Source organism: Streptomyces sp. NRRL S-920, from assembly GCF_000717945.1.
In the GTDB taxonomy this organism is placed as follows: Bacteria; Actinomycetota; Actinomycetes; order Streptomycetales; family Streptomycetaceae; genus Streptomyces; species Streptomyces alboniger.
In genome coordinates this window covers 1-21,325 of record NZ_JODF01000091.1, presented here as the reverse complement: position 1 = coordinate 21,325, position 21,325 = coordinate 1, and the positions used below count along the sequence as shown (strand labels likewise).

At 71.9% G+C, this 21,325-nt stretch carries 19 protein-coding genes and 1 tRNA gene; 16 read left to right on the top strand and 4 right to left on the bottom strand.

Going from position 1 to position 21,325, the window contains the following annotated elements; all coding sequences use genetic code 11:
* Positions 1–142: 142 nt before the first annotated feature.
* The 5 genes from IG54_RS0135305 (at position 143) to IG54_RS0135285 (ending at position 6,298) form a co-directional block, all read left to right on the top strand.
* Complete coding sequence (locus tag IG54_RS0135305) at positions 143–718, top strand: sigma-70 family RNA polymerase sigma factor (protein WP_078594902.1); 576 nt, start codon at positions 143–145, stop codon at positions 716–718.
* Positions 715–1,512 (top strand): anti-sigma factor family protein, encoded by a 798-nt coding sequence (locus IG54_RS0135300; RefSeq protein ID WP_030794536.1) that lies wholly within the window; start codon positions 715–717, stop codon positions 1,510–1,512. Before IG54_RS0135305 ends, IG54_RS0135300 begins: the two co-directional genes overlap by 4 nt.
* A gap of 172 nt (positions 1,513–1,684) precedes the next feature.
* Positions 1,685–4,030 carry a HelD family protein gene (locus tag IG54_RS0135295; RefSeq protein WP_051820386.1) on the top strand — a complete coding sequence of 782 codons (2,346 nt, stop codon included), beginning with the start codon at positions 1,685–1,687 and terminating at the stop codon, positions 4,028–4,030.
* A gap of 321 nt (positions 4,031–4,351) precedes the next feature.
* Complete coding sequence (locus IG54_RS0135290; protein WP_030794530.1) at positions 4,352–5,785, top strand: NAD-dependent malic enzyme; 1,434 nt, start codon at positions 4,352–4,354, stop codon at positions 5,783–5,785.
* Positions 5,786–6,016: 231 nt separating this feature from the next.
* Positions 6,017–6,298, top strand: a complete 282-nt coding sequence (locus IG54_RS0135285; RefSeq protein ID WP_016645140.1) for an HU family DNA-binding protein — start codon at positions 6,017–6,019, stop codon at positions 6,296–6,298.
* Positions 6,299–6,362: 64 nt separating this feature from the next.
* On the opposite strand, the gene murA is transcribed toward IG54_RS0135285, so the two are convergent.
* Entirely contained in the window at positions 6,363–7,706 is a 1,344-nt protein-coding gene (gene murA / locus IG54_RS0135280) for a UDP-N-acetylglucosamine 1-carboxyvinyltransferase (protein WP_030794527.1), read from the bottom strand.
* A 253-nt stretch (positions 7,707–7,959) separates the two neighbouring features.
* Between murA and IG54_RS0135275 the strand changes: the two genes are divergently transcribed.
* Complete coding sequence (locus tag IG54_RS0135275; protein ID WP_030794524.1) at positions 7,960–8,559, top strand: YqgE/AlgH family protein; 600 nt, start codon at positions 7,960–7,962, stop codon at positions 8,557–8,559.
* On the opposite strand, the gene IG54_RS0135270 is transcribed toward IG54_RS0135275, so the two are convergent.
* Positions 8,532–9,416, bottom strand: coding sequence for a LysR family transcriptional regulator (locus IG54_RS0135270; protein ID WP_030794521.1), 885 nt, complete (start codon positions 9,414–9,416; stop codon positions 8,532–8,534). The genes IG54_RS0135275 and IG54_RS0135270 overlap by 28 nt on opposite strands.
* Positions 9,417–9,527: 111 nt before the next feature.
* Here IG54_RS0135270 and IG54_RS0135265 point away from each other — a divergent pair, with 111 nt between their 5' ends.
* From IG54_RS0135265 to IG54_RS0135235, 7 genes are all read left to right on the top strand, one after another.
* The gene (locus IG54_RS0135265) at positions 9,528–10,760 is read left to right on the top strand and encodes an MFS transporter (protein ID WP_030794519.1); all 1,233 of its coding nucleotides are present in this window, start codon (positions 9,528–9,530) and stop codon (positions 10,758–10,760) included.
* Entirely contained in the window at positions 10,747–11,043 is a 297-nt protein-coding gene (locus IG54_RS38730) for a DUF3039 domain-containing protein (RefSeq protein ID WP_033263869.1), read from the top strand. The genes IG54_RS0135265 and IG54_RS38730 overlap by 14 nt, the downstream gene beginning before the upstream one ends.
* Positions 11,044–11,141: 98 nt before the next feature.
* Positions 11,142–12,788 (top strand): beta-N-acetylhexosaminidase, encoded by a 1,647-nt coding sequence (locus IG54_RS0135255; RefSeq protein ID WP_030794517.1) that lies wholly within the window; start codon positions 11,142–11,144, stop codon positions 12,786–12,788.
* A gap of 300 nt (positions 12,789–13,088) precedes the next feature.
* On the top strand, positions 13,089–13,994 hold the full coding sequence (locus tag IG54_RS0135250; protein ID WP_030794515.1) for an FAD binding domain-containing protein: 906 nt from the start codon (positions 13,089–13,091) through the stop codon (positions 13,992–13,994).
* Entirely contained in the window at positions 13,991–15,865 is a 1,875-nt protein-coding gene (locus IG54_RS0135245) for a 2Fe-2S iron-sulfur cluster-binding protein (protein ID WP_030794513.1), read from the top strand. Before IG54_RS0135250 ends, IG54_RS0135245 begins: the two co-directional genes overlap by 4 nt.
* Positions 15,862–18,171, top strand: a complete 2,310-nt coding sequence (locus IG54_RS0135240) for a xanthine dehydrogenase family protein molybdopterin-binding subunit (RefSeq protein ID WP_030794511.1) — start codon at positions 15,862–15,864, stop codon at positions 18,169–18,171. The genes IG54_RS0135245 and IG54_RS0135240 overlap by 4 nt, the downstream gene beginning before the upstream one ends.
* A 44-nt stretch (positions 18,172–18,215) precedes the next feature.
* On the top strand, positions 18,216–18,770 hold the full coding sequence (locus IG54_RS0135235) for an AAA family ATPase (RefSeq protein ID WP_078594900.1): 555 nt from the start codon (positions 18,216–18,218) through the stop codon (positions 18,768–18,770).
* 10 nt (positions 18,771–18,780) lie between these two features.
* On the opposite strand, the gene IG54_RS0135230 is transcribed toward IG54_RS0135235, so the two are convergent.
* Positions 18,781–18,855: transfer RNA gene (locus IG54_RS0135230), tRNA-Cys, on the bottom strand.
* Positions 18,856–19,054: 199 nt separating this feature from the next.
* Between IG54_RS0135230 and IG54_RS0135225 the strand changes: the two genes are divergently transcribed.
* A complete protein-coding gene (locus IG54_RS0135225; protein WP_030794506.1) occupies positions 19,055–19,609 on the top strand; it encodes a DinB family protein in 555 nt (184 codons plus the stop codon).
* A 1-nt stretch (position 19,610) separates the two neighbouring features.
* Here the strand turns inward: IG54_RS0135225 and IG54_RS0135220 are convergent, their stop codons facing one another.
* Entirely contained in the window at positions 19,611–20,051 is a 441-nt protein-coding gene (locus IG54_RS0135220; protein ID WP_030794504.1) for an ATP-binding protein, read from the bottom strand.
* Positions 20,052–20,207: 156 nt separating this feature from the next.
* Here IG54_RS0135220 and IG54_RS0135215 point away from each other — a divergent pair, with 156 nt between their 5' ends.
* Positions 20,208–21,062, top strand: a complete 855-nt coding sequence (locus IG54_RS0135215) for a helix-turn-helix domain-containing protein (protein ID WP_234336468.1) — start codon at positions 20,208–20,210, stop codon at positions 21,060–21,062.
* Positions 21,059–21,325, top strand: a 267-nt coding sequence (locus tag IG54_RS0135210) for a DUF397 domain-containing protein (protein ID WP_037898345.1), incomplete at its 3' end; no start/stop codon positions are given. The genes IG54_RS0135215 and IG54_RS0135210, both read left to right, overlap by 4 nt.

Here is a 21,325-nt window from a genome sequence, read left to right as displayed (position 1 = left end):
CTCCCCCACACCACCCCCACCCCCACCTGAATCCACATTCATCGGCGGCGCGTTGAACACCCCGCGCCAACCGCACGTATCTCCGACGTGAGACCCGCCAGACCCGCTCGACCCGCTCGAACCGCGGACACCGGAGGCAGACGTGCGCAAAGATTCCGCCGTGGCCGATGAACGCCCGCAGCCGCCCCGGCACCGTCTCGGTCGACCTCCCGGCCCCGACGAGGAGTTGATGCGCGCGCTGTACCGCGAGCACGCGGGCCCGCTGCTCGCCTACGTGCTCCGCCTGGTGGCGGGGGACCGTCAGCGCGCGGAGGATGTCGTACAGGAAACACTCATCCGTGCCTGGAAGAACGCCGGTCAGCTCAATCGGGCGACCGGTTCGGTACGCCCCTGGCTGGTGACGGTCGCCCGGCGCATCGTCATCGACGGCCACCGCAGCCGGCAGGCCCGGCCGCAGGAGGTCGATCCGTCGCCGCTGGAGGTCATCCCCGCGGAGGACGAGATCGATAAGGCGCTGTGGCTCATGACGCTCTCCGACGCGCTGGAGGACCTGACTCCCGCGCACCGTGAGGTACTTGTGGAGACCTACTTCAAAGGACGTACGGTCAATGAGGCGGCCGAGACGCTGGGCATTCCCAGTGGCACGGTCCGCTCGCGGGTCTTCTACGCGCTTCGCTCGATGAAGCTCGCACTCGAGGAGCGGGGGGTGACGGCATGACCGGGTCCTACGGCCACCATGGCGAGTGGCAGGACGAGACCATTCACGAGACCGTCGGCGCCTACGCCCTCGGCGTCCTGGACGAGGCGGAGGCCACACGGTTCGAGGCGCATCTCGCCGTGTGCGACTTCTGCGCGCGGCAGCTGGAGGAGTTCTCCGGCGTGGAGCCGATGCTGGCCGCGCTCGCGGGCCTCCCCGGCGGCCACGGCGTACCGGAGATCGGCGAACAGCTCGCGGCGCGCCCCGGCCCGCGGCTCGCCGAGCGCCTGGCGGGCGAGGTGTCGCTCCGGCGCGAGCGGCGGCGCAGGCGCGGGCTGCTCCTGGTCGCGGCGGCGGTCGCGCTGATCGTCGGCGGCCCGCTCACGGTCCTCGCGGTGACCGGCGACGGCGGCGGCTCGACGGACATCGCCGCCGACCCGCACCCCACCAGCCCCGCCGAGGACGCCTTCTTCCACCACATGGACGAGAAGGCGGCGGCCACGGACCCGGCGACGAAGGTCAGCGCCACGGTCGGCACGGAGGAGAAGTCCTGGGGGACCCACGCCGTCCTGGAGCTGAAGAACGTCAAGGGCCCGCTCAAGTGCTCCCTCGTCGCGGTCGGCAAGAACGGCGAGAAGGAGACGGTCACCACCTGGTCGGTGCCCAAGTGGGGCTACGGGATCAAGGACAGCCCGAGCAAGTGGTCGCGCAGCCCTCTGTACGTCCACGGGGGCGCCGCCATGAACCGCGATGAGATCGACCACTTCGAAGTGACCACCTTCGACGGCGACCGCTTGGTCGAGGTCGACGTGTAGGCACGGAGACGTGCAGGCACGGAGATGTGCAGGCACGGAGACGTGCAGGCACGGAGATGTGCAGGCGCGGACAGGTGCACAAGCACGGTCCCTTTCGCGTACGGTGGACGGCTGCTCAACAGGGGCAGCAGCACGCTTGAAAGGGGCCCCGGTGGCCGACGTCAACGCAGTCATGCCGTCAGGCACGCGCGACCGCGAGATCAGTGTCGAGCAGGACCATCTCGACCAGGTCTACCGGCGCCTCGAGGAGAAGATCCACGAGGCCGAGTTCCTGATGAACGACGCCGCCAAACGCGCCCAGGTCGGCACGCCGGGCGCCCTCGCCGAGCGCGACGCGCAGGTGTTCCGTGCCGGGGTGCATCTCAACCGGCTCAACAACGAGTTCGAGGACTTCCTCTTCGGCCGTATCGACCTGCTCCGGGGCAAGGACGGCAAAAAGGGCCCCGACGGCGCGTACACGGCCGTCGAGCCCGCCGAGGGCGCCGTGCGCGAGGACAACACGGCCGAGATCGCGGAGACGCTGCACATCGGGCGTATCGGCGTCCTCGACGCGGACTACTCCCCGCTCGTCATCGACTGGCGCGCGCCCGCCGCCGCCCCCTTCTACCGCTCCACGCCGGTCGACCCGGGCCGCGTCGTGCGCCGCCGCGTCATCCGCTCCAAGGGCCGCAAGGTCCTCGGCGTCGAGGACGACCTGATGCGCCCGGAGATCACCGCCTACCTCGACGGCGAGGAGCTTCCGGTGATCGGCGACGGCGCGCTGATGGCCGCGCTCGGCCAGGCCCGCAGCCACTCGATGCGGGACATCGTGGCGTCGATCCAGGCCGAGCAGGACATGGTGATCCGCGCGCCCGCCGCGTCGGTGACGTACGTGGAGGGCGGCCCCGGCACCGGCAAGACGGCGGTGGCGCTGCACCGCGCCGCGTACCTCCTCTACCAGGACCGCCGCAGGTATGCGGGCGGCATCCTCATCGTCTCCCCGACCCCGCTCCTGGTCGCCTACACGGAGGGCGTGCTGCCCTCGCTCGGCGAGGAGGGCCAGGTGGCGATCCGCGCGGTCGGCTCCCTGGTCGACGCCGTCGAGGCCACCGTGTACGACTCCCCGGCGGTGGCCCGCGTCAAGGGCTCCTCGCGGATGCTGACCGTGCTGCGCAAGGCCGCGCGAGGCGCGCTGGAAGGCGTGCAGGCCAGGCCCGGGGCCCGGCGCGACGAGCAGTTGGCCTTCGGGGACGACCCGGCGGCAGCGCAGGACAGCCCGGAACCCCAGGGGGCGCCCACGCGCCTGCGCGTCGTCGCCTTCGGGCGGCGCCTCGAACTGGACGCCGGCCAACTGGACCGCATCCGCCGCGCGGCGCTCAGCGGCACCGCCCCCGTCAACCTCCTGCGCCCCCGCGCCCGCAAGCTCCTCCTGGACGCCCTGTGGTCGCAGTCCGGGGCCGCAGGACGCCACGCGGACCCGGAGCTGGCCGCCGAGCTGCGCTCCTCCTTCGACGACGACATCACCTCCGAGGACGACTTCATCCGCTTCCTCGACGCCTGGTGGCCGGAGCTGACCCCGCGCGCGGTCCTGGCCGCGATGGGCGACGAGCGGCGCCTCGGGCGCTGGGCCCGCCGCGTGCTGAATCCCGGAGAGGTCCGCAAGGTCGCCCGTTCCCTCAAGCGCGACGCCCTGTCCGTGCACGACGTGGCGCTGCTCGACGAACTCCAGGCGATCCTCGGTACGCCGCACAGGCCCCGCAAGAAGAAGGAGCTGGACCCCCTCGACCTGCTCACCGGCCTCGAAGAGCTGATGCCGCAGCGCGAGGAGTCCCAGCGCGAGCGCGCCGAGCGCCTGGCGGCGGAGCGCACCGAGTACGCCCATGTCATCGTCGACGAGGCGCAGGACCTCACCCCGATGCAGTGGCGCATGGTCGGCCGCCGCGGGCGGCACGCCACCTGGACGGTCGTCGGCGACCCGGCGCAGTCCTCGTGGTCCGACCCGGACGAGGCGGCGGCCGCCCGTGACGAGGCCCTGGGCAGCCGCCCGCGCCGCCGCTTCACCCTCACCGTGAACTACCGCAACCCCGCCGAGATCGCCGAGCTGGCCGCGAAGGTCCTGGCCCTCGCGATGCCGGGCGCCGAGTCGCCGTCGGCGGTCCGCTCGACCGGCGTGGAGCCCCGCTTCGCCGTCGTGCGCGAGGGGGACCTCGGCGCGTCCGTGCGCGAGGAGGCGGCCCGCCTCCTGGAGCGGGTGAGCGGCACGGTCGGCGTGGTCGTCGCGATGAACCGCCGTGAGCAGGCGGCCCGCTGGCTCGACGGGCTCGGCGACCGCGTGGTGGCGCTCGGCAGCCTGGAGGCCAAGGGCCTGGAGTACGACGCGACGGTCGTCGTCTCGCCCGCGGAGATCGCGGACGAGTCCCCGGCGGGCCTGCGGGTCCTGTACGTGGCGCTGACGCGCGCGACCCAGCAGCTCACGGTCCTGTCGGGAGAGCGGGACGACCCGGACGGACAGGGCGTGCCGGATCTGCTCCGGGATTGAGTTCCCGGGACGGAATTGCCTTGCGGGATTCGTTTGTTACCTTGGATGTGGCACCGGCTCGATCCAAGCCCCCGGGCCCAACCTTCGTCGCTACGAGCGACCACTTGCCGCGAGGCGAGCATGGCGGGCCGGTGTCATGAACGTACGGGAGAGGCCCACGTCACCCAGTGACGTGGGCCTCTTTCTGTTTTTCTTGACTTCTCGTATGGTGGAAAGAAGTTTCCGAAAAGCGTCTCGATCCGGGGCGGCTACCACGTACCCGGCGGTAGGTGCGACCATCGGACGGCAAGAGTTACCAGGTGAAAGCAGAGGAAGTCGGCCATGGCAACGGCGCCCAGCGTCTCCTACTCGATGACGGTCCGGCTGGAGGTGCCCGCGAGCGGAACCGCGGTCTCCCAGCTCACCACGGCCGTCGAGTCATCCGGGGGCTCGGTCACCGGCCTCGACGTCACGGCCTCCGGCCACGAGATGCTGCGGATCGACGTGACGATCGCGGCGTCCTCCACGACGCATGCCGACGAGATCGTCGAACAGCTGCGCACCATCGAGGGCGTGACCCTCGGCAAGGTCTCCGACCGTACGTTCCTGATGCACCTCGGCGGCAAGATCGAGATGCAGTCCAAGCACCCCATCAGGAACCGTGACGACCTCTCCATGGTCTACACCCCGGGCGTGGCCCGCGTGTGCATGGCGATCGCCGAGAACCCCGAGGACGCGCGGCGTCTCACCATCAAGCGCAATTCCGTTGCGGTCGTAACGGACGGATCGGCCGTTCTCGGTCTCGGCAATATCGGCCCGAAGGCCGCGCTGCCGGTCATGGAGGGCAAGGCCGCCCTCTTCAAGCGCTTCGCGGGCATCGACGCCTGGCCGCTGTGCCTGGACACCCAGGACACCGACGCCATCGTCGAGATCGTCAAGGCGATCGCCCCCGGCTTCGCGGGCATCAACCTGGAGGACATCTCCGCCCCCCGCTGCTTCGAGATCGAGGCACGCCTGCGCGAGGCCCTGGACATCCCCGTCTTCCACGACGACCAGCACGGCACGGCGATCGTGGTACTGGCCGCGCTGACCAACGCGCTGCGCGTGGTGGGCAAGGGCATCGGCGACGTGCGCGTGGTCATGTCCGGCGCGGGCGCGGCCGGTACGGCCATCCTCAAGCTGCTGCTGGCCGCCGGTGTGAAGAACGCCGTGGTGGCCGACATCCACGGCGTCGTGCACGCCGACCGCGAGGACCTGGTCTCCGCGGACGTGGACTCGCCGCTGCGCTGGATCGCGGAGAACACCAACCCCGAGGGCCTCACCGGCACGCTCAAGGAGGCCGTCGTCGGCGCCGACGTCTTCATCGGCGTCTCGGCTCCGAACGTGCTGAACGGCGACGATGTGGCGGCCATGGCGGACGGCGCCATCGTGTTCGCGCTCGCGAACCCGGACCCCGAGGTCGACCCGGCAATCGCTCGTCAGACGGCGGAAGTTGTGGCCACCGGACGCTCGGACTTCCCGAACCAGATCAACAACGTCCTGGTCTTCCCCGGCGTCTTCCGCGGCCTGCTCGACGCCCAGTCGCGCACCGTCAACACGGAGATGATGCTGGCCGCCGCGGGCGCCCTGGCGGACGTCGTCGCCGAGGACGAGCTGAACCGGAACTACATCATCCCCAGCGTCTTCAACGACAAGGTCGCGGGTGCCGTGGCCGGGGCGGTGCGCACCGCCGCGAAGGCCGCGGGGGCCGCTGTGACGGGTCCCACGTCCGCCTGACCCTCGGCGCGTCGCGGGGCACCCGGTCGTAAACGCCCCTTTAGGGTGGCGGACCATGGCCCTGCGGCCCTTCGGAGGGTGCCGGATTGGCTTTCCCGCCGCAGGTGGGGGCAGGATGCGTAATCGGGCGCGAGGGTCTGACGCAAGACCCGGGTCCGGGGACTGTCCGAGGACCCTGGCAGCATCGGCTTCGATCACGCCTCAACGGCAAAAGAACACGGGAGTACAAACATGAACCGCAGTGAGCTGGTGGCCGCGCTGGCCGACCGCGCCGAGGTGACCCGCAAGGACGCCGACGCCGTGCTGGCCGCGTTCGCCGAGACGGTCGGCGAGATCGTTGCCAAGGGCGACGAGAAGGTCACCATCCCCGGCTTCCTGACCTTCGAGCGCACCCACCGTGCCGCTCGCACCGCCCGTAACCCGCAGACCGGCGAGCCGATCAACATTCCGGCCGGTTACAGCGTCAAGGTTTCGGCTGGTTCCAAGCTGAAGGAAGCGGCCAAGGGCAAGTAGCCTCAAGCAGCTGAAAGGGGCGGTCACCCAGTGGGTGACCGCCCCTTTTACGTACGGACGAGGCTTACAGCGCCGTCTTGCCGTTCGGCAGCTCGACCTTCGCGCCCAGCTCCTGGAGCTTCTCCATGAAGTTCTCGTAGCCGCGGTTGATCAGGTCGATGCCGTGGACACGGGACGTGCCCTGGGCCGCGAGAGCCGCGATGAGGTACGAGAAGCCGCCGCGCAGGTCCGGGATGACCAGATCGGCGCCCTGGAGCTTCGTGGGGCCGCTGACGACCGCCGAGTGCAGGAAGTTGCGCTGGCCGAAGCGGCAGTCGGAGCCGCCCAGGCACTCGCGGTAGAGCTGGATGTGCGCGCCCATCTGGTTGAGCGCGGAGGTGAAGCCGAGGCGGGACTCGTAGACCGTCTCGTGCACGATGGACAGGCCCGCGGCCTGCGTCAGGGCGACGACGAGCGGCTGCTGCCAGTCGGTCTGGAAGCCGGGGTGCACGTCCGTCTCCAGGGCGATCGCGTTGAGCGAGCCGCCCGGGTGCCAGAAGCGGATGCCCTCGTCGTCGATCTCGAAGGCACCGCCCACCTTCCGGTAGGTGTTCAAAAACGTCATCATCGAGCGCTGCTGGGCGCCGCGGACGTAGATGTTGCCTTCGGTCGCCAGGGCCGCGGAAGCCCACGAGGCGGCCTCCAGGCGGTCCGAGAGGGCGTGGTGGTTGTAGCCGCCGAGGCTGTCGACACCGGTGATCCGGATGGTCCGGTCGGTGTCCATGGCGATGATCGCGCCCATTTTCTGCAAGACGCAGATCAGGTCCTCGATCTCCGGCTCGACCGCGGCGTTCGACAGCTCCGTCACACCCTCCGCGAGCACGGCGGTGAGCAGGACCTGCTCGGTGGCGCCCACGGACGGGTACGGCAGGCGGATCTTGGTGCCGCGCAGGCGCTGCGGGGCCTCCAGGTACTGGCCGTCGGCGCGCTTCTCGATGGTCGCGCCGAACTGGCGGAGCACCTCGAAGTGGAAGTCGATCGGGCGGCCGCCGATGTCGCAGCCGCCGAGACCGGGGATGAAGGCGTGCCCGAGGCGGTGCAGGAGCGGTCCGCAGAAGAGGATCGGAATGCGCGACGAGCCCGCGTGGGCGTCGATGTCGGCGACATTCGCGCTCTCCACGTGCGACGGGTCCATGATGAGTTCGCCCGGCTCCTCACCGGGGCGGACCGTCACGCCGTGCAGCTGGAGCAGGCCGCGTACGACTCGGACGTCGCGAATGTCGGGGACATTGCGCAGCCGGCTCGGAGCGCTGCCGAGCAGCGCGGCGACCATGGCCTTGGGCACGAGGTTCTTCGCGCCGCGGACACGGATCTCGCCCTCCAGCGGGGTTCCGCCGTGGACAAGCAGTACATCGTCGGTGACGGTCATGAATCTCGCGTTCCGATTGGATGGACGGGGGGACCAAAGGGCAAGCGTAATGGCCGCGTACCCCCCTTCCGTAAGGCCAAGGGCACGCAAAACAGGTCATGAGTTCGCCACAACACGAACCGTGCGGAACCGGGCACTCCGGGTCACCGGCCGCGGCGTGCGCTCCGGTCGCACTCATGCGCCCTGATCTGCGTCGGTTCACGTACGGCCATTACCTCCCCGCTCACGGCGAAGATGCGGGATCATGTGGTCCATGACCGAGGTGTCCTCGCTCACAGGGCGGCTGCTCGTGGCCACACCCGCCCTGTCGGACCCGAACTTCGACCGCGCGGTGGTGCTGCTCCTCGACCACGACGAGGAGGGCTCCCTCGGCGTGGTCCTGAACCGCCCGACCCCCGTGGACGTCGCCGACATCCTGGAGGGCTGGGGCGATCTGGCGGGCGCGCCCGGCGTCGTCTTCCAGGGCGGCCCGGTGTCGCTCGACTCGGCATTGGGCGTCGCGGTCGTCCCCGGCGAGGAGGGCACGCCCTCCGGCATCCGGTTCCGCACGAGCCGCGTCGATCCCGTGGGCTTTCGCCGCGTGCACGGCGCGATCGGCCTCGTGGACCTGGAGGCCCCGCCGGAGCTGCTCTCCCCGGCCCTCGGCAGTCTGCGGATCTTCGCGGGGTACTCGGGCTGGGGTCCTGGCCAGCTGGAGACCGAGCTGGCGGACGGCGCCTGGTACGTGGTCGAGTCCGAGCCGGGTGACGTCTCCTCGCCGGATCCGGAGCGGCTGTGGCGGGCGGTGCTCAGACGCCAGCGCAGTGAGCTGGCGATGGTGGCGACCTATCCGGACGACCCTTCCCTGAACTGACCGAGGAAGCGCTCGGCCAGGGGGTGCGCGTCCCTGGCCGGAACCGCCAGGCGCACGGCGACGGGCGGGGCGTTCTTCAGGCGTACGTAGCGCAGGGACGGGTGGGAGTGTCTGCGGGCCACCGGTTCCGGGGCCACCCCCACGCCGTGGCCCGCGGCGACCGCCTCCAGCCACTCGTCGAAGTTGTCGGCCGTGCAGGCCAGGCGCGGGCGGCGGTCCTCGGGCCACAGCTCGGGGCCGGTCGTGCCGGTGACGGTGTTGACGACCAGGGGAAGGTCCGCGAGGTCCGGCCAGTCCACGACGCGGCGGCCCGCGAGTTCGGGCGCGTCACGGGCGAGGACCGCGATCCGCGGCTCGTGCAGCAGCAGCCGTGAGCGCACCGCGGCGCCGGGCGGGATGTCACCGCGTACGACCGCGATGTCGCAGGCGCCCGAGGTCAGGCCCGCCAGCGGGGTGTCACGGCGCACCAGGCGCACACCCGCGCCGGTGGCCGCCTTGAAGGCGTGGGCGAACTCCGCGCAGGCCTGGGGCAGGACGGAGGTGAACCCGAGCCGCAGGACCGGGGGTTCGCTGCCCGCGGACCGCAGCGCGGTGTCGACCCGGGACAGCAGCGGCGCCAGCTCCTCGCGCAGCCGGCATCCGGCGTCGGTGAGTTCGACGCGCCGCGTGGTGCGCTCCAGCAGGCGCGTGCCGAGGGCGTCCTCAAGGGCCCGCACGGTCCGGGTGAGCGCGGGCTGCCCCATGCGGAGCAGGCCCGCGGCGTGCGTGAAGTTCAGCTCCTCGGCGACGGCGAGGAAGGCGCGCAGGTGCCGAAGCTCCACGCGGTCCAGGGGCTCCTGAGGCCGTACGTCATTCATGCCGCCCCAGCATAAATGCGGCTCGGCGGGCATTTCCCCCGGGATGCGGAGGGTGCCTACGTTTCCCTCTCCCGAGCAGGACCGACGAGGGAGACAAGGGAGTTGAGCGGCATGCGCAAGGTGTGGTTGTTGATGGTGGGGGCCTTCACGCTGGGGCTCGACGCCTATGTGATGGCGGGCCTGCTGCCCGTCGTCGCCGGGGATCTGGGGACCACCGTCTCGCTCGCGGGGCAGATGGTCACCGTCTTCACCCTCGCGTACGCGGTGAGCGCGCCGCTCGTCACCGGGCTGCTGTCCGGCGTACGGCCGCGCGTGCTGATCGTTGCCGCGCTGGCCGTCTTCACGCTCGGCAACGGCCTCACCGCGCTCTCGCCCGGCCTCGGTGTCCTCCTCGTCTCACGGGCGGTGGCCGGTGTCGGCGCCGGGGTCTACTCGGCGCTGTCCACGGCCGCCGCCGCCTCGCTGGCGGGGCCGGAGCGCCGCGGGCGGGCGCTCGCGCTGGTGATGGGCGGCATGAGCACGGGCACGGTCCTCGGTGTTCCGCTGGGGGTGCTGCTCGCCGACCACACGTCCTGGCGGGCCACGATGTGGCTGGTGACGGGCCTCGGCGCGGTCGCGCTCCTGGGTCTCGCGGTGGGGCTGCCCGAGGTGCCCGCCGAGCCGCCGGTGCCGGTGCGGGCACGGCTGGGGGCGCTCGCCGACCGCAAGGTGCTGCCCATCGTGAGCGTCTCCTTCCTGGACGCGGTGGCGAGCCTCGGCCTCTACACCTACCTCGCGCCGGTGCTCGCCTCGACGGGCGGTGTGGACGCGGGCGACGTGGCCCCGTATCTGTGGGCGTGGGGGATCGGCGGGGTGCTGGGCAGTGTGATCGCCGGGCCGCTGGTGGACCGCACGGGCCGGGTGGTCCTCCTCGTGACGGGCATCGTGTCGACCCTGGTCGTCGCGCTCGGCGTGCTGCCGCTGCTCGGCGCCGCCGCCTTCCCCGCGCTCGTCGTCTGGGGCGCCGCGGGCTGGGCGTTCCAGGTCCCGCAGCAGCACCGGCTCCTCGCGTTGGGTGCCGGGCGCGGGACGGTCGCCCTCGCGCTCAACAACTCCGCGCTCTATCTGGGCAGCGCGGTCGGCTCCGCCTTGGCGGGCCTCGCTCTTTCGGTGGGCCTCGCGGCCCGTGCGTTGCCTTGGGCGGCGGCGGGGGTGGCTCTGGCGGGGTTCGTCCTGCACATGTCCGCGGCGCGGGGCCGCAGCGACTCCTTCGGCCCGCACGATCCGAACGGGCACCCGGCGGGGCCCAGCCGCTGCCGGGACGCGGCGAGCGTGAGTACCCTTGGCCCCTATGAGCACTCTTGAGCCCGAGCCCGAGCGCGGGGCAGGTACGGGGACCCTCGTAGAGCCGACGCCGCAGGTGTCGCACGGTGACGGCGACCACGAGCGCTACGCGCACTACGTCCAGAAGGACAAGATCATGGCGAGCGCGCTCGACGGGACCCCCGTCGTCGCGCTCTGCGGCAAGGTGTGGGTCCCCGGCCGCGACCCGAAGAAGTACCCCGTCTGTCCCATGTGCAAGGAGATCTACGAGTCCATGGGCGCCGGCGGCGACAAGGACAAGGGCGGCAAGGACGGCAAGAAGTAACTCCTACGGGGCCGGTTTGCGCCCCGCCGCAAAAGGGGCGTTGCGTGTACCGCAACGCCCCTTTTGCGATGTGCCCCCGCGTGACAGCCTTGCACGGCATGACCCTTGACCAGCTCATCCCGGCGCCCGCACGCGCCGAGGCCGTGCCCGGTTCCTCCTTCGCCGCCGGACCCTCCACCACCCTGTGGGCGGGCCCCGGCACCGAGTCCACCGAGCGCTGGCTGCGCGCCACCCTCGGCGCGGCCCTCGGTCTGCCGCTGCCGCCCGGTCCCGAGGGCGCGGGCGGCTCCGTCTCCCTGCTCCTCGACGGCTCCCTGGAGCCGGAGGCGTACCGGCTCACCGTCGACGAGGAGCGCGTCGAGATCCGCGGCGGCGCGGCCGCGGGCGTCTTCTGGGGCGCCCAGACGCTCCGCCAGCTCTTCGGCCCCGACGCCTTCCGGCGGGCGCCCCTGCGCCCGGACGTGCCGCGCTCCCTCCCCGCGGGCGTCGTCGAGGACGCCCCCCGCTTCGGCTGGCGCGGCATGATGCTGGACGTGGCCCGGCACTTCATGCCGAAGGACGGTGTCCTGCGCTACCTCGACCTGCTCGCCGCCCACAAGCTCAACGTCTTCCACTTCCACCTCACCGACGACCAGGGCTGGCGCGTGGAGATCAAGCGCCACCCGAGGCTCACCGAGGCCGGCTCGTGGCGGGCCCGCTCCAAGTGGGGCCACCGCAACTCGCCGCTGTGGGAGGAGCGCCCGCACGGCGGCTTCTACACCCAGGACGACATCCGCGAGATCGTCGCGTACGCGGAGTCCCTGCACATCGCGGTCGTCCCCGAGATCGACATCCCCGGCCACTCGCAGGCCGCGATCAGCGCCTACCCGCACCTCGGCAACACGGACGTCGTCGACACCGGGGCGCTGACCGTCTGGGACACCTGGGGCGTCAGCAAGAACGTCCTCGCCCCCACCGAGGACGTACTCCGGTTCTACGAAGGTGTCTTCGAGGAAGTCCTCGACCTCTTCCCGTCCACCTTCGTCCACGTCGGCGGCGACGAGTGCCCCAAGGACCAGTGGAAGGCCTCCGCCGCCGCGCAGGCCCGCGTCAAGGAGCTGGGCGTCGAAGGCGAGGACGGGCTCCAGAGCTGGTTCATCCGCCACTTCGACCAGTGGCTCTCGGCCCGCGGGCGGCGGCTCATCGGCTGGGACGAGATCCTGGAGGGCGGCCTCGCCGAGGGGGCCACCGTCTCCTCCTGGCGCGGCTACCGCGGCGGTATCGCCGCCGCCAAGTCCGGCCACGACGTCATCATGTGCCCCGAGCAGCACGTGTACTTGGACCACCGGCAGGACGGCGGCCCCGACGAGCCGATGCCGATCGGCTTCGTCCGCACCCTGGAGGACGTCTACCGCTTCGAGCCCGTCCCCGCCGAACTCACCGAGGAGGAGGCCGCCCGCGTCCTCGGCACCCAGGCCAACGTGTGGACCGAGGTGATGGAGCACCAGGGACGCGTCGACTACCAGGTGTTCCCGCGTCTTGCCGCGTTCTGCGAGGTCGCCTGGCGCAAGCTTCCGGCCCCCGCCGAGCGTGACTTCGCCGACTTCGAGCGGCGTATGAGCGCCCACTACGCGCGACTTGACGCCCTCGGCGTCGACTACCGGCCGCCGGGCGGCCCGTTGCCCCGGCAGCGGCGGCCCGCCCCCGAAGGGCTGACGGACAGTGACCTCGGCCGCCCGATCGAGGGGCCGCCCCCGAACGTGTGAGGTCCCGTCCGAGTGCCGGGCCGCCGCGGACCGGACCCGGCGGCCCGCGCCTCGCGCCCGCGCACGGGCCGCCGGAAGCCGTGCGAAAACGGCATATCCCCCTGGTCTGGGGACGAATGCCTCCTAGCGGACCCCCGCGTCGGGGCCCGGGAAGAATGTGCCAGAGTTGCCACGTCCGGGTTGGGAGCACGTACCGTACGGCGGAACAGGCGTAACGGCGACACGTCGCGAACGGCGAGCGCTTCACGTACGCGACGTAGGTGAAGTACGCGGCCGGGTATCGGGAAGGGGCAGCCGGTTTTGACCACGCACGCACCGCAGGCGGCACAGACACCGCAGTCGGTGAAGCTGCCCGCCACGCTCGACGAGGCCGTGGCGGCACTCGCCGCCATGCCCGCCGCCGTACCCGTCGCCGGCGGCACGGACCTGATGGCCTCGGTCAACTCGGGACAGCTGCGCCCCGCCGCCCTCGTCGGCCTCGGCCGCATCAGTGAGATCCGCGGCTGGCAGTACCAGGACGGGCACGGCCTGCTCGGCGCCGGGCTCACCCACGCCCGCATGGGCCGCCCCGACTTCGCCGCCCTGTTCCCCGCCCTGGCCGCCGCCGCGCGCGCCGCGGGACCGCCCCAGATCCGCAACGCGGGCACCCTCGGCGGCAACATCGCCTCGGCCGCGCCGACCGGCGACGCGCTGCCCGTCCTCGCGGCCCTCGAAGCCGTCCTGATCATCGCGGGGCCCGGTGGCGCCCGCCGCGAGATCCCCGTCTCGCACCTGCTCGCGGGCCGGGAGATGCTCCGCCCCGGCGAGCTGATCGGTTTTGTGCGCGTGCCGTTGCTGCACGCCCCCCAGGTCTTCCTCAAGGCGACCGGACGCACCGGCCCCGGCCGGGCCATCGCGTCCGTCGCGCTCGTCCTCGACCCCGCGCGGCGCGCTGTGCGGTGCGCGGTCGGCGCCATCGCGCCGATGCCGCTGCGGCCCCTGGAGGCCGAGCAGTGGGTCGCCTCGCTGATCGACTGGGACGGCGAGCGCGGCAGCCTCGTCCCGGAGGCGGTCACCGCCTTCGGTGAGTACGTGGCGGCCGCCTGCGTCCCCGACCAGCCCCCGGCGGCCGACGGCACGGAACAGCCGCTGCCGCCCGGCGTACTGCACCTGCGGCGCACCGTCGCCGCGCTGGCCCGACGAGCACTGGGGAGGGCGCTGTCGTGAGCGACGACCGGAACACCCACAACGGCGGCGGCTGGCAGCCGCATCCGCAGGGCGAGTACGACTCGGACGCCACGGCGTTCGTGCAACTGCCCGAGGGCATGCTGGACGCCCCGCTCGCCGCGCCCGGCCACGGCTATGTGCCGCCGCAGATAACGGTCACCCCGACCACCGCCGACGCCACCGACCCGGCGGCCACGGGCGCGTGGGTCATGCCGCCCGAGGTGACCGGGGCGGCACACCCGGAGCACCAGCCGGCGGAGAGCCACGGGTACGACCCCCGGGCGACCGGGCAGTGGAGCTTCACCGAGACGTACGGCCAGCAAGGGCACGACCAGCAAGGCCACGACCAGGGCCACGACCCGGGCCACGACCAGGGCTACGGGCAGCAGTACGGGCAGGGGGGCGCCGCTCCCTCGTCCGACATCACGGGGCAGTGGTCGATCCCGGTCGCCGAAGGTGATCTCCCGGACGAATCGGGCGAGTTCACGGCCTCCTCGCTGACCGGGGGCGGGGGCTACCCCGTGAGTACGCAGCTGAACTCCTGGCCCGGGGGCGGCATGCCTCCCGCGACCCTGCCGGGCGGGGCGCCCGCGCCCTGGGCGACGGGTGCGGGGGCCGGTGCGCCGTGGGGTGCGCAGGCCCCGGAGGTCGAGGAGGAGGCCGCTCAGGAGGAGCCGGGGGAGAGCCGGTTCGAGCAGACGACGCTGCTGCGGGCGGTCAGGGTGCCGCCCGCCGGGCAGTCGGGGGTCGAGGCGGCGCAGGCGGCGCAGGCCGCGGAGGCCGTCGAAGCCGCGCAGGAGACCGTCGAGGCCGCCCAGGAGGCCGTCGACGCCCTGACGGCTCCGGAGCCGCCGTACGAGGCCGCGTACGAAGCCCTTCACGAGGCCCCCGGGCCCGTGGACGTCTTCGGCACCCCCATCGACGTATCCCTCACGGCTGAAGCGTCCGTGGCGCCCGAGGTACTCGGCGTGCCCGAAGCACCCGAAGTGCCCGAAGTACTCGAAGCGCCTGAAACACCTGCTGAGCACGCCGAATCCGCCGAATCCGCCGAACCCGCCGAATCCCCCGAATCCGCTGCCGAGCCGGGCGAAGCGGATGAGCCGGAGGAGCGGGGCGAACCGGCCGAGCCGGTGGAGGAGAGCGGCGTCGCGGGCGACGCCGACGAAGCGGAGGCCGAGGCGACCGGCGCCGACGCCCCCGTCATCGCCCCCAACCCCCTCCACGACGACCACCCCCTCGGCTCCTACGTCCTGCGCGTGAACGGCACCGACCGGCCCGTCACCGACGCCTGGATCGGGGAGTCCCTGCTCTACGTCCTGCGGGAGCGGCTCGGTCTCGCGGGTGCCAAGGACGGCTGTTCGCAGGGGGAGTGCGGGGCCTGCAACGTCCAGGTGGACGGCCGTCTCGTCGCCTCCTGCCTGGTGCCCGCCGCCACCACCGCGGGCAGTGAGATCCGCACCGTCGAGGGCCTGGCCGCCGACGGGCAGCCCTCCGACGTGCAGCGCGCGCTCGCCGCGTGCGGCGCGGTCCAGTGCGGCTTCTGCGTACCGGGCATGGCCATGACCGTGCACGACCTGCTTGAGGGCAACCCCGCCCCCAGCGAGCTGGAGACCCGCCGCGCGTTGTGCGGCAACCTCTGCCGCTGTTCGGGCTACCGCGGGGTGCTCGACGCCGTGCAGGAGGTGGTCGCCGAGCGCGAGGCGTCCGCCGCCGCCGAGGCGTCGGCCCCCGCGCCGGACGAGCGGGCCGACGGGGCCCGCATCCCGCACCAGGCGGGCCCCGGCGCGGGTGGCGTCCACCAGAGCGCGTACGACGACGGTACGTACGGAGAACCGCGAGGCCCCTACGGCCAGGACGGAGGCCAGGCGTGAGCGAGGAGACCAGCAGCACGGCCACGCCCGCCGCCACCGCGCCGGGACCCGAGCCGCTGCCGCACGGCATCGGCGCGTCCCTGCCGTCGGCGGAGTGCCGCGCCAAGACGGAGGGCACCTTCCCCTACGCCTCCGACCTGTGGGCCGAGGGCCTGCTCTGGGCGGCGGTGCTGCGCTCCCCGCACGCGCACGCCCGCATCGTCTCCATCGACACCAGCCACGCGCGCGAGATGCCGGGCGTGCGGGCCGTCGTCACCCACGAGGACGTGCCCGGTGCCGCCTCGCACGGGCGCAGGACGCCGGACCGGCCGGTCTTCGCCTCCGATGTCGTACGCCACCACGGCGAGCCCATCGCGGCCGTCGCCGCCGACCACCCCGACACCGCGCGGATGGCCGCCGCCGCCGTCATCGTCGAGTACGAGGTCCTCGAACCGGTCACCGACCCGGAGAAGGCCTTCGAGGCCGAACCGCTGCACCCCGACGGCAACTTGATCCGGCACATCCCGCTGCGCCACGGCGACCCGGACGCGGCGGGCGAGATCGTCGTCGAGGGCCTTTACCGCATCGGCCGCCAGGACCCCGCGCCGATCGGCGCCGAGGCGGGCCTCGCCGTGCCGCGCCCCGACGGGGGCGTGGAGCTGTACATCGCCTCCACCGACCCGCACGCGGACCGCGACCGCGCCGCCTCCTGCTACGGCCTGGCGCCCGAGCGGGTCAAGGTCGTCGTCACGGGCGTGCCGGGCGCGACCGCCGACCGCGAGGACGCGAGCTTCCAACTCCCGCTCGGCCTGCTCGCGTTGCGGACCGGCTGCCCCGTCAAGCTGACGGCGACGCGCGAGGAGTCCTTCCTCGGTCACGCCCACCGCCACCCCACGCTCCTGCGCTACCGCCACCACGCCGACGCCGAGGGCCGCCTGGTCAAGGTCGAGGCGCAGATCCTGCTCGACGCGGGTGCGTACGCGGACACCTCGTCGGAGGCCCTGGCCGCGGCCGTCTCCTTCGCCTGCGGCCCCTACGTCGTGCCGAACGCCTTCATCGAGGGCTGGGCGGTCCGTACGAACAACCCGCCGTCCGGGCACGTCCGGGGCGAGGGCGCCATGCAGGTGTGCGCCGCGTACGAGGCCCAGATGGACAAGATCGCCAAGAAGCTGGGCGTGGACCCGGCCGAGCTGCGGCTGCGCAACGCCATGGCGACCGGCGACATCATGCCCACCGGCCAGACGGTGACGTGCCCGGCGCCGGTGGCCGAACTCCTCGCCGCCGTACGGGACTTCCCGCTGCCCGGCCTGCCCAAGGACACCCCCGAGGACGAGTGGCTGCTGCCCGGCGGCCCCGAGGGCGCGGGCGAACCGGCCGCCGTGCGGCGCGGTGTCGGCTACGGCCTCGGCATGGTCCAGCTCCTCGGCGCCGAGGGCACGGACGAGGTCTCCACCGCCACCGTGAAGGTCCACGACGGCGTGGCGACGGTGATCTGCGCGGCCGTCGAGACGGGCCAGGGCTTCACCACGCTGGCCCGCCAGATCGTCCAGGAGACCCTGGGCATCGACGACGTGCGGGTCGCCCCCGTCGACACCGACCAGCCCCCGGCAGGACCGAGCTGCCGGGGCCGCCACGCGTGGGTGTCGGGCGGTGCCGTGGAGCGCGCGGCGAAGATGGTCCGTACGCAGCTGCTCCAGCCGCTGGCCCACAAGTTCGGCATGTCCACCGAGCTGCTCCAGATCACCGACGGCAAGATCACCTCGTACGACGGCGTGCTCTCCACGACGGTGACGGAGGCGCTGGACGGCAAGGAGCTGTGGGCCACGGCCCAGTGCCGTCCGCATCCGACCGAGCCGCTGGACGAGGCCGGGCAGGGCGACGCGTTCGTGGGCATGGCGTTCTGCGCGATCCGCGCGGTCGTGGACGTCGACATCGAGATCGGTTCCGTACGGGTCGTCGAACTGGCCGTCGCCCAGGACGTGGGCCGCATCCTCAACCCGACCCAGCTGAAGGCCCGCATCGAGGCGGGCGTCACGCAGGGCGTGGGCGCGGCGCTGACGGAGAACCTCCGCACCCCGCGCGGCGTCGTCCGCCACCCCGACCTCACGGGCTACGCGCTCCCCACGGCCCTCGACACCCCGGACATCCGCATCGTGAAACTGGTGGAGGAGCGGGACGTCGTCGCCCCCTTCGGCGCGAAGGCGGCCAGCGCGGTCCCGGTCGTGACGTCACCGGCGGCGATCGCGGCGGCGGTCCGCGCGGCGACGGGCCGCCCGGTCAACCGCCTCCCGATCCGCCCGCAGGCGGCGGTGGCGGCACCGCAATAACCACCGCAATAACCGGGAGCCGCCGGGACACCCCCGGTGGCACGATGGACGCCATGACTACCACCCCTCACCCCACCGGTGTCATCGTCATCACCGGCATCATGGCGTCCGGAAAGTCCACGGTGGCCCAGGCGTTGGCCGAGCGGCTGCCGAAGGCGGCGCATGTGCGCGGTGACGTCTACCGACGGATGATCGTCTCGGGCGGCGCGGAGTTCGAGCCCGGCGCCGGGGGAGAGGCCGAGGCCCAACTCCGCCTGCGGTACAGCCTGTCGGCGTCCACGGCGGACGAATACGCGAGCGCGGGCTTCACGGTGATCGTCCAGGACGTCATCCTGGGCCCGGAGTTGAAGACGTACGTGGACCTCGTACGGACCCGCCCCCTGTACGTGATCGTCCTCGCCCCGCGCCCCGACGTGGTCGCGGCCCGCGAGTCCGGCCGCGGCAAGACGGGCTACGGCGCGTGGACGGTCCAGGACCTGGACACGGGCTTGCGCGAGACGACCCCACGGCTCGGCCTCTGGCTGGACAGCTCGGAGATGTCGGTGGAGGAGACGGTGGACGCGATTCTGGGGCGGTTGGAGGAGGCGCGGGTCGTCTGAACCCCCGCCGTGGAGGCCGTGGCGGGAATCGAACCCGCGTTACTGGATTTGCAGTCCAGCCCCTCAGCCACTCGGGCACACGGCCAAGACGTCGAGTCGTCGAGCTGTCGTCCCGTCGAATCGACTCCCTGAAGCTAGCCGTGGCTCTGCGGACACCTCAAGCGGTCACGGGGTGCCGCAACGGGACTGCCATGTGCCGTTCATGAAGCACTAGGTCAGCAGCTGACCTATATGCCTCCTAGCGTGGTGCTTGTCCTTACGGAGCGGTACCCAAGGAAGGCGGCATGACCATGCCCGGAACCGACACCACGACCTTCGACCAGGCGGCGACCACCGGCGAGCGCGCCGACCTGCTGGAGTCGTTGGACCACCACCGGACCATGCTCCGCCGCACCGCACGCGACCTCACCGACGAGCAGGCCGGCCTGCGCACCACCGCGAGCGAGCTGTGCATCGGCGGGATCATCAAGCACGTCACCGCGGTCGAGCGGGTCTGGGCCGCCTTCATCCAGGACGGCCCGGCGGCCCTCGGCGACTTCACCACCATGAGCGACGAGGACCTGGCCCAGCGCGCGGACGAGTTCCGCATGCTGCCCGGTGAGACGCTGGCGGGCATCCTCGCCGCCTACGCCGAAGTCGCCGCCGCGACGGACGCGTTGGTACGGGCGCTGCCCGACCTCGACGTCTCCCATCCTCTCCCCGCGGCTCCCTGGTGGGAGCCCGGCGGGTCGTGGACGGCCCGGCGCGTCATGCTGCACGTCATCGGCGAGACCTCGCAGCACGCGGGCCACGCCGACATCATCCGCGAGTCCCTCGACGGTGCCCTCAGCATGGCCTGAGCTACGTCGGCGCGTCCAGCTCCGCCCAGATCGTCTTGCACGGGCCGTACGAGGGCGGCCGCAGGTCCGTGCCCCAACGGTCGGCCAGGGCCTCGACCAGGAGCAGGCCCCGGCCCGACTCCTCCTCGGACGAGGGGCGCCGGGGGTGCAACGGCGGGCTCCGGTCCGCCCGCGTGTCCGACACCTCGATACGGAGTGTGTCCGTCGCGGAGACCGTCAGCACCAGCCGGAAGCTCCTGCCGGGCACGTGGCCGTGCAGCACGGCATTGCTCGCCAGCTCGGCGACGATGTGCTCCGCGGCTTCGTACGGACGCCCCCAGCTGCGGAGTTGCTCCCGCGCGAGGAGCCTGGCCAGGCCGGCGCCTCTTCGCGTGGCGGAGAGCAGGACCGTGAACTGGTGCGTGGGGGACGGGGTGTGTACCCCGGCGGTTTCTTGGTTCACGTCACTCAGCGTGGCGGTGCGGGTGCGCCGTGAACAGGGCTGTGGGCGGTGCGTACCGCGTTTGTCCCGTACTTGTCCCGCGTTGTCTCGGCTGTCTTGGGTGACGTACGGGTACGAGTGCGCGTTGGACTTGGTCGGACGTCGGAGGTGGGCGCGGTGGAGGAACGTAACGAAGGTGTGGATGAACCCGGTTGGGATGTCGACCCCGAGGACGAGATCAGCGCGGCGGTCGAGATGGTCGGCCAGCACCTGAAGCTGCGCAGGGAGGCGGCGGGGCTCCGCGTCGCGGAGTTCGCCGACGCGGTCGGCTACGGGGAGGACATGGTCCGGAAGGTCGAGCGCGGGGCGCGGATTCCTCGGCCCGAGTATCTGGACAAGACCGATGAGGTGCTGGGGGCGAATGGGCTCGTCTCCGCCATGAAGGAGAAGATGCGGGAGGCCAGGTATCCGAAGAAGACGCGGGACTTGGCGAAGCTGGAGGCCCAGGCGGTCGAAATCTGTGCCTACGGCAACCACAACCTGCACGGCTTGCTACAGACGAAGGGCTATGCCCAGGAACTGTTCCAGATGCGGCGGCCTGCGTACTCGCAGGACCAGATCGAACGAGATGTAGCCGCCCGCATGGCCCGGCAAGCGATCTTCGAGAGGTCACCTGCTCCCGCGCTCAGTTTCGTCCAGGAAGAGGTAACACTGAGGCGTCCGATCGGAGGCACAATAGTTCTACGCCGCCAACTCGAACGCCTGCTGGAGGTGGGGCAGTTGCGTAACGTCGAGATCCAAGTGATGCCGACGAACCGTACGGATCACGCCGGGATGGGTGGCCTCATCCAGATGTTGAAGTTCGCGGACGGCACGGCGGTGGGGCGCTCGGACGGTGCGTACAGTGGGCGCCCGGTTTCCGAACCGAAGCAGCTCCGGGTTCTCGAACTGCGCTATGGCATCATCCGAGCCCAAGCGCTATCGCCAGAGGCGTCGCTGGCCTTCATCGAGCAATTGCTGGGAGAGACATGATCCGCAACGCCTCAGCTGGTGCCAGCGCCGAGCTGAATTGGTTCAAGAGCAGCTACAGCGACAGCAACGAGTCCGGTGACTGTGTCGAGGTCGCCCTGGACTGGCGCAAGAGCAGCTATAGCAGTAGCAGCAACGGCGAGGATTGCGTAGAGGTCGCGCAGGGTTGGCACAAGAGCAGCTACAGCAGCAGCGGAGATGGAAACGACTGCGTAGAAGTCGCCGCCCCCACCCCCCGCACCATCCACATCCGCGACTCCAAGACC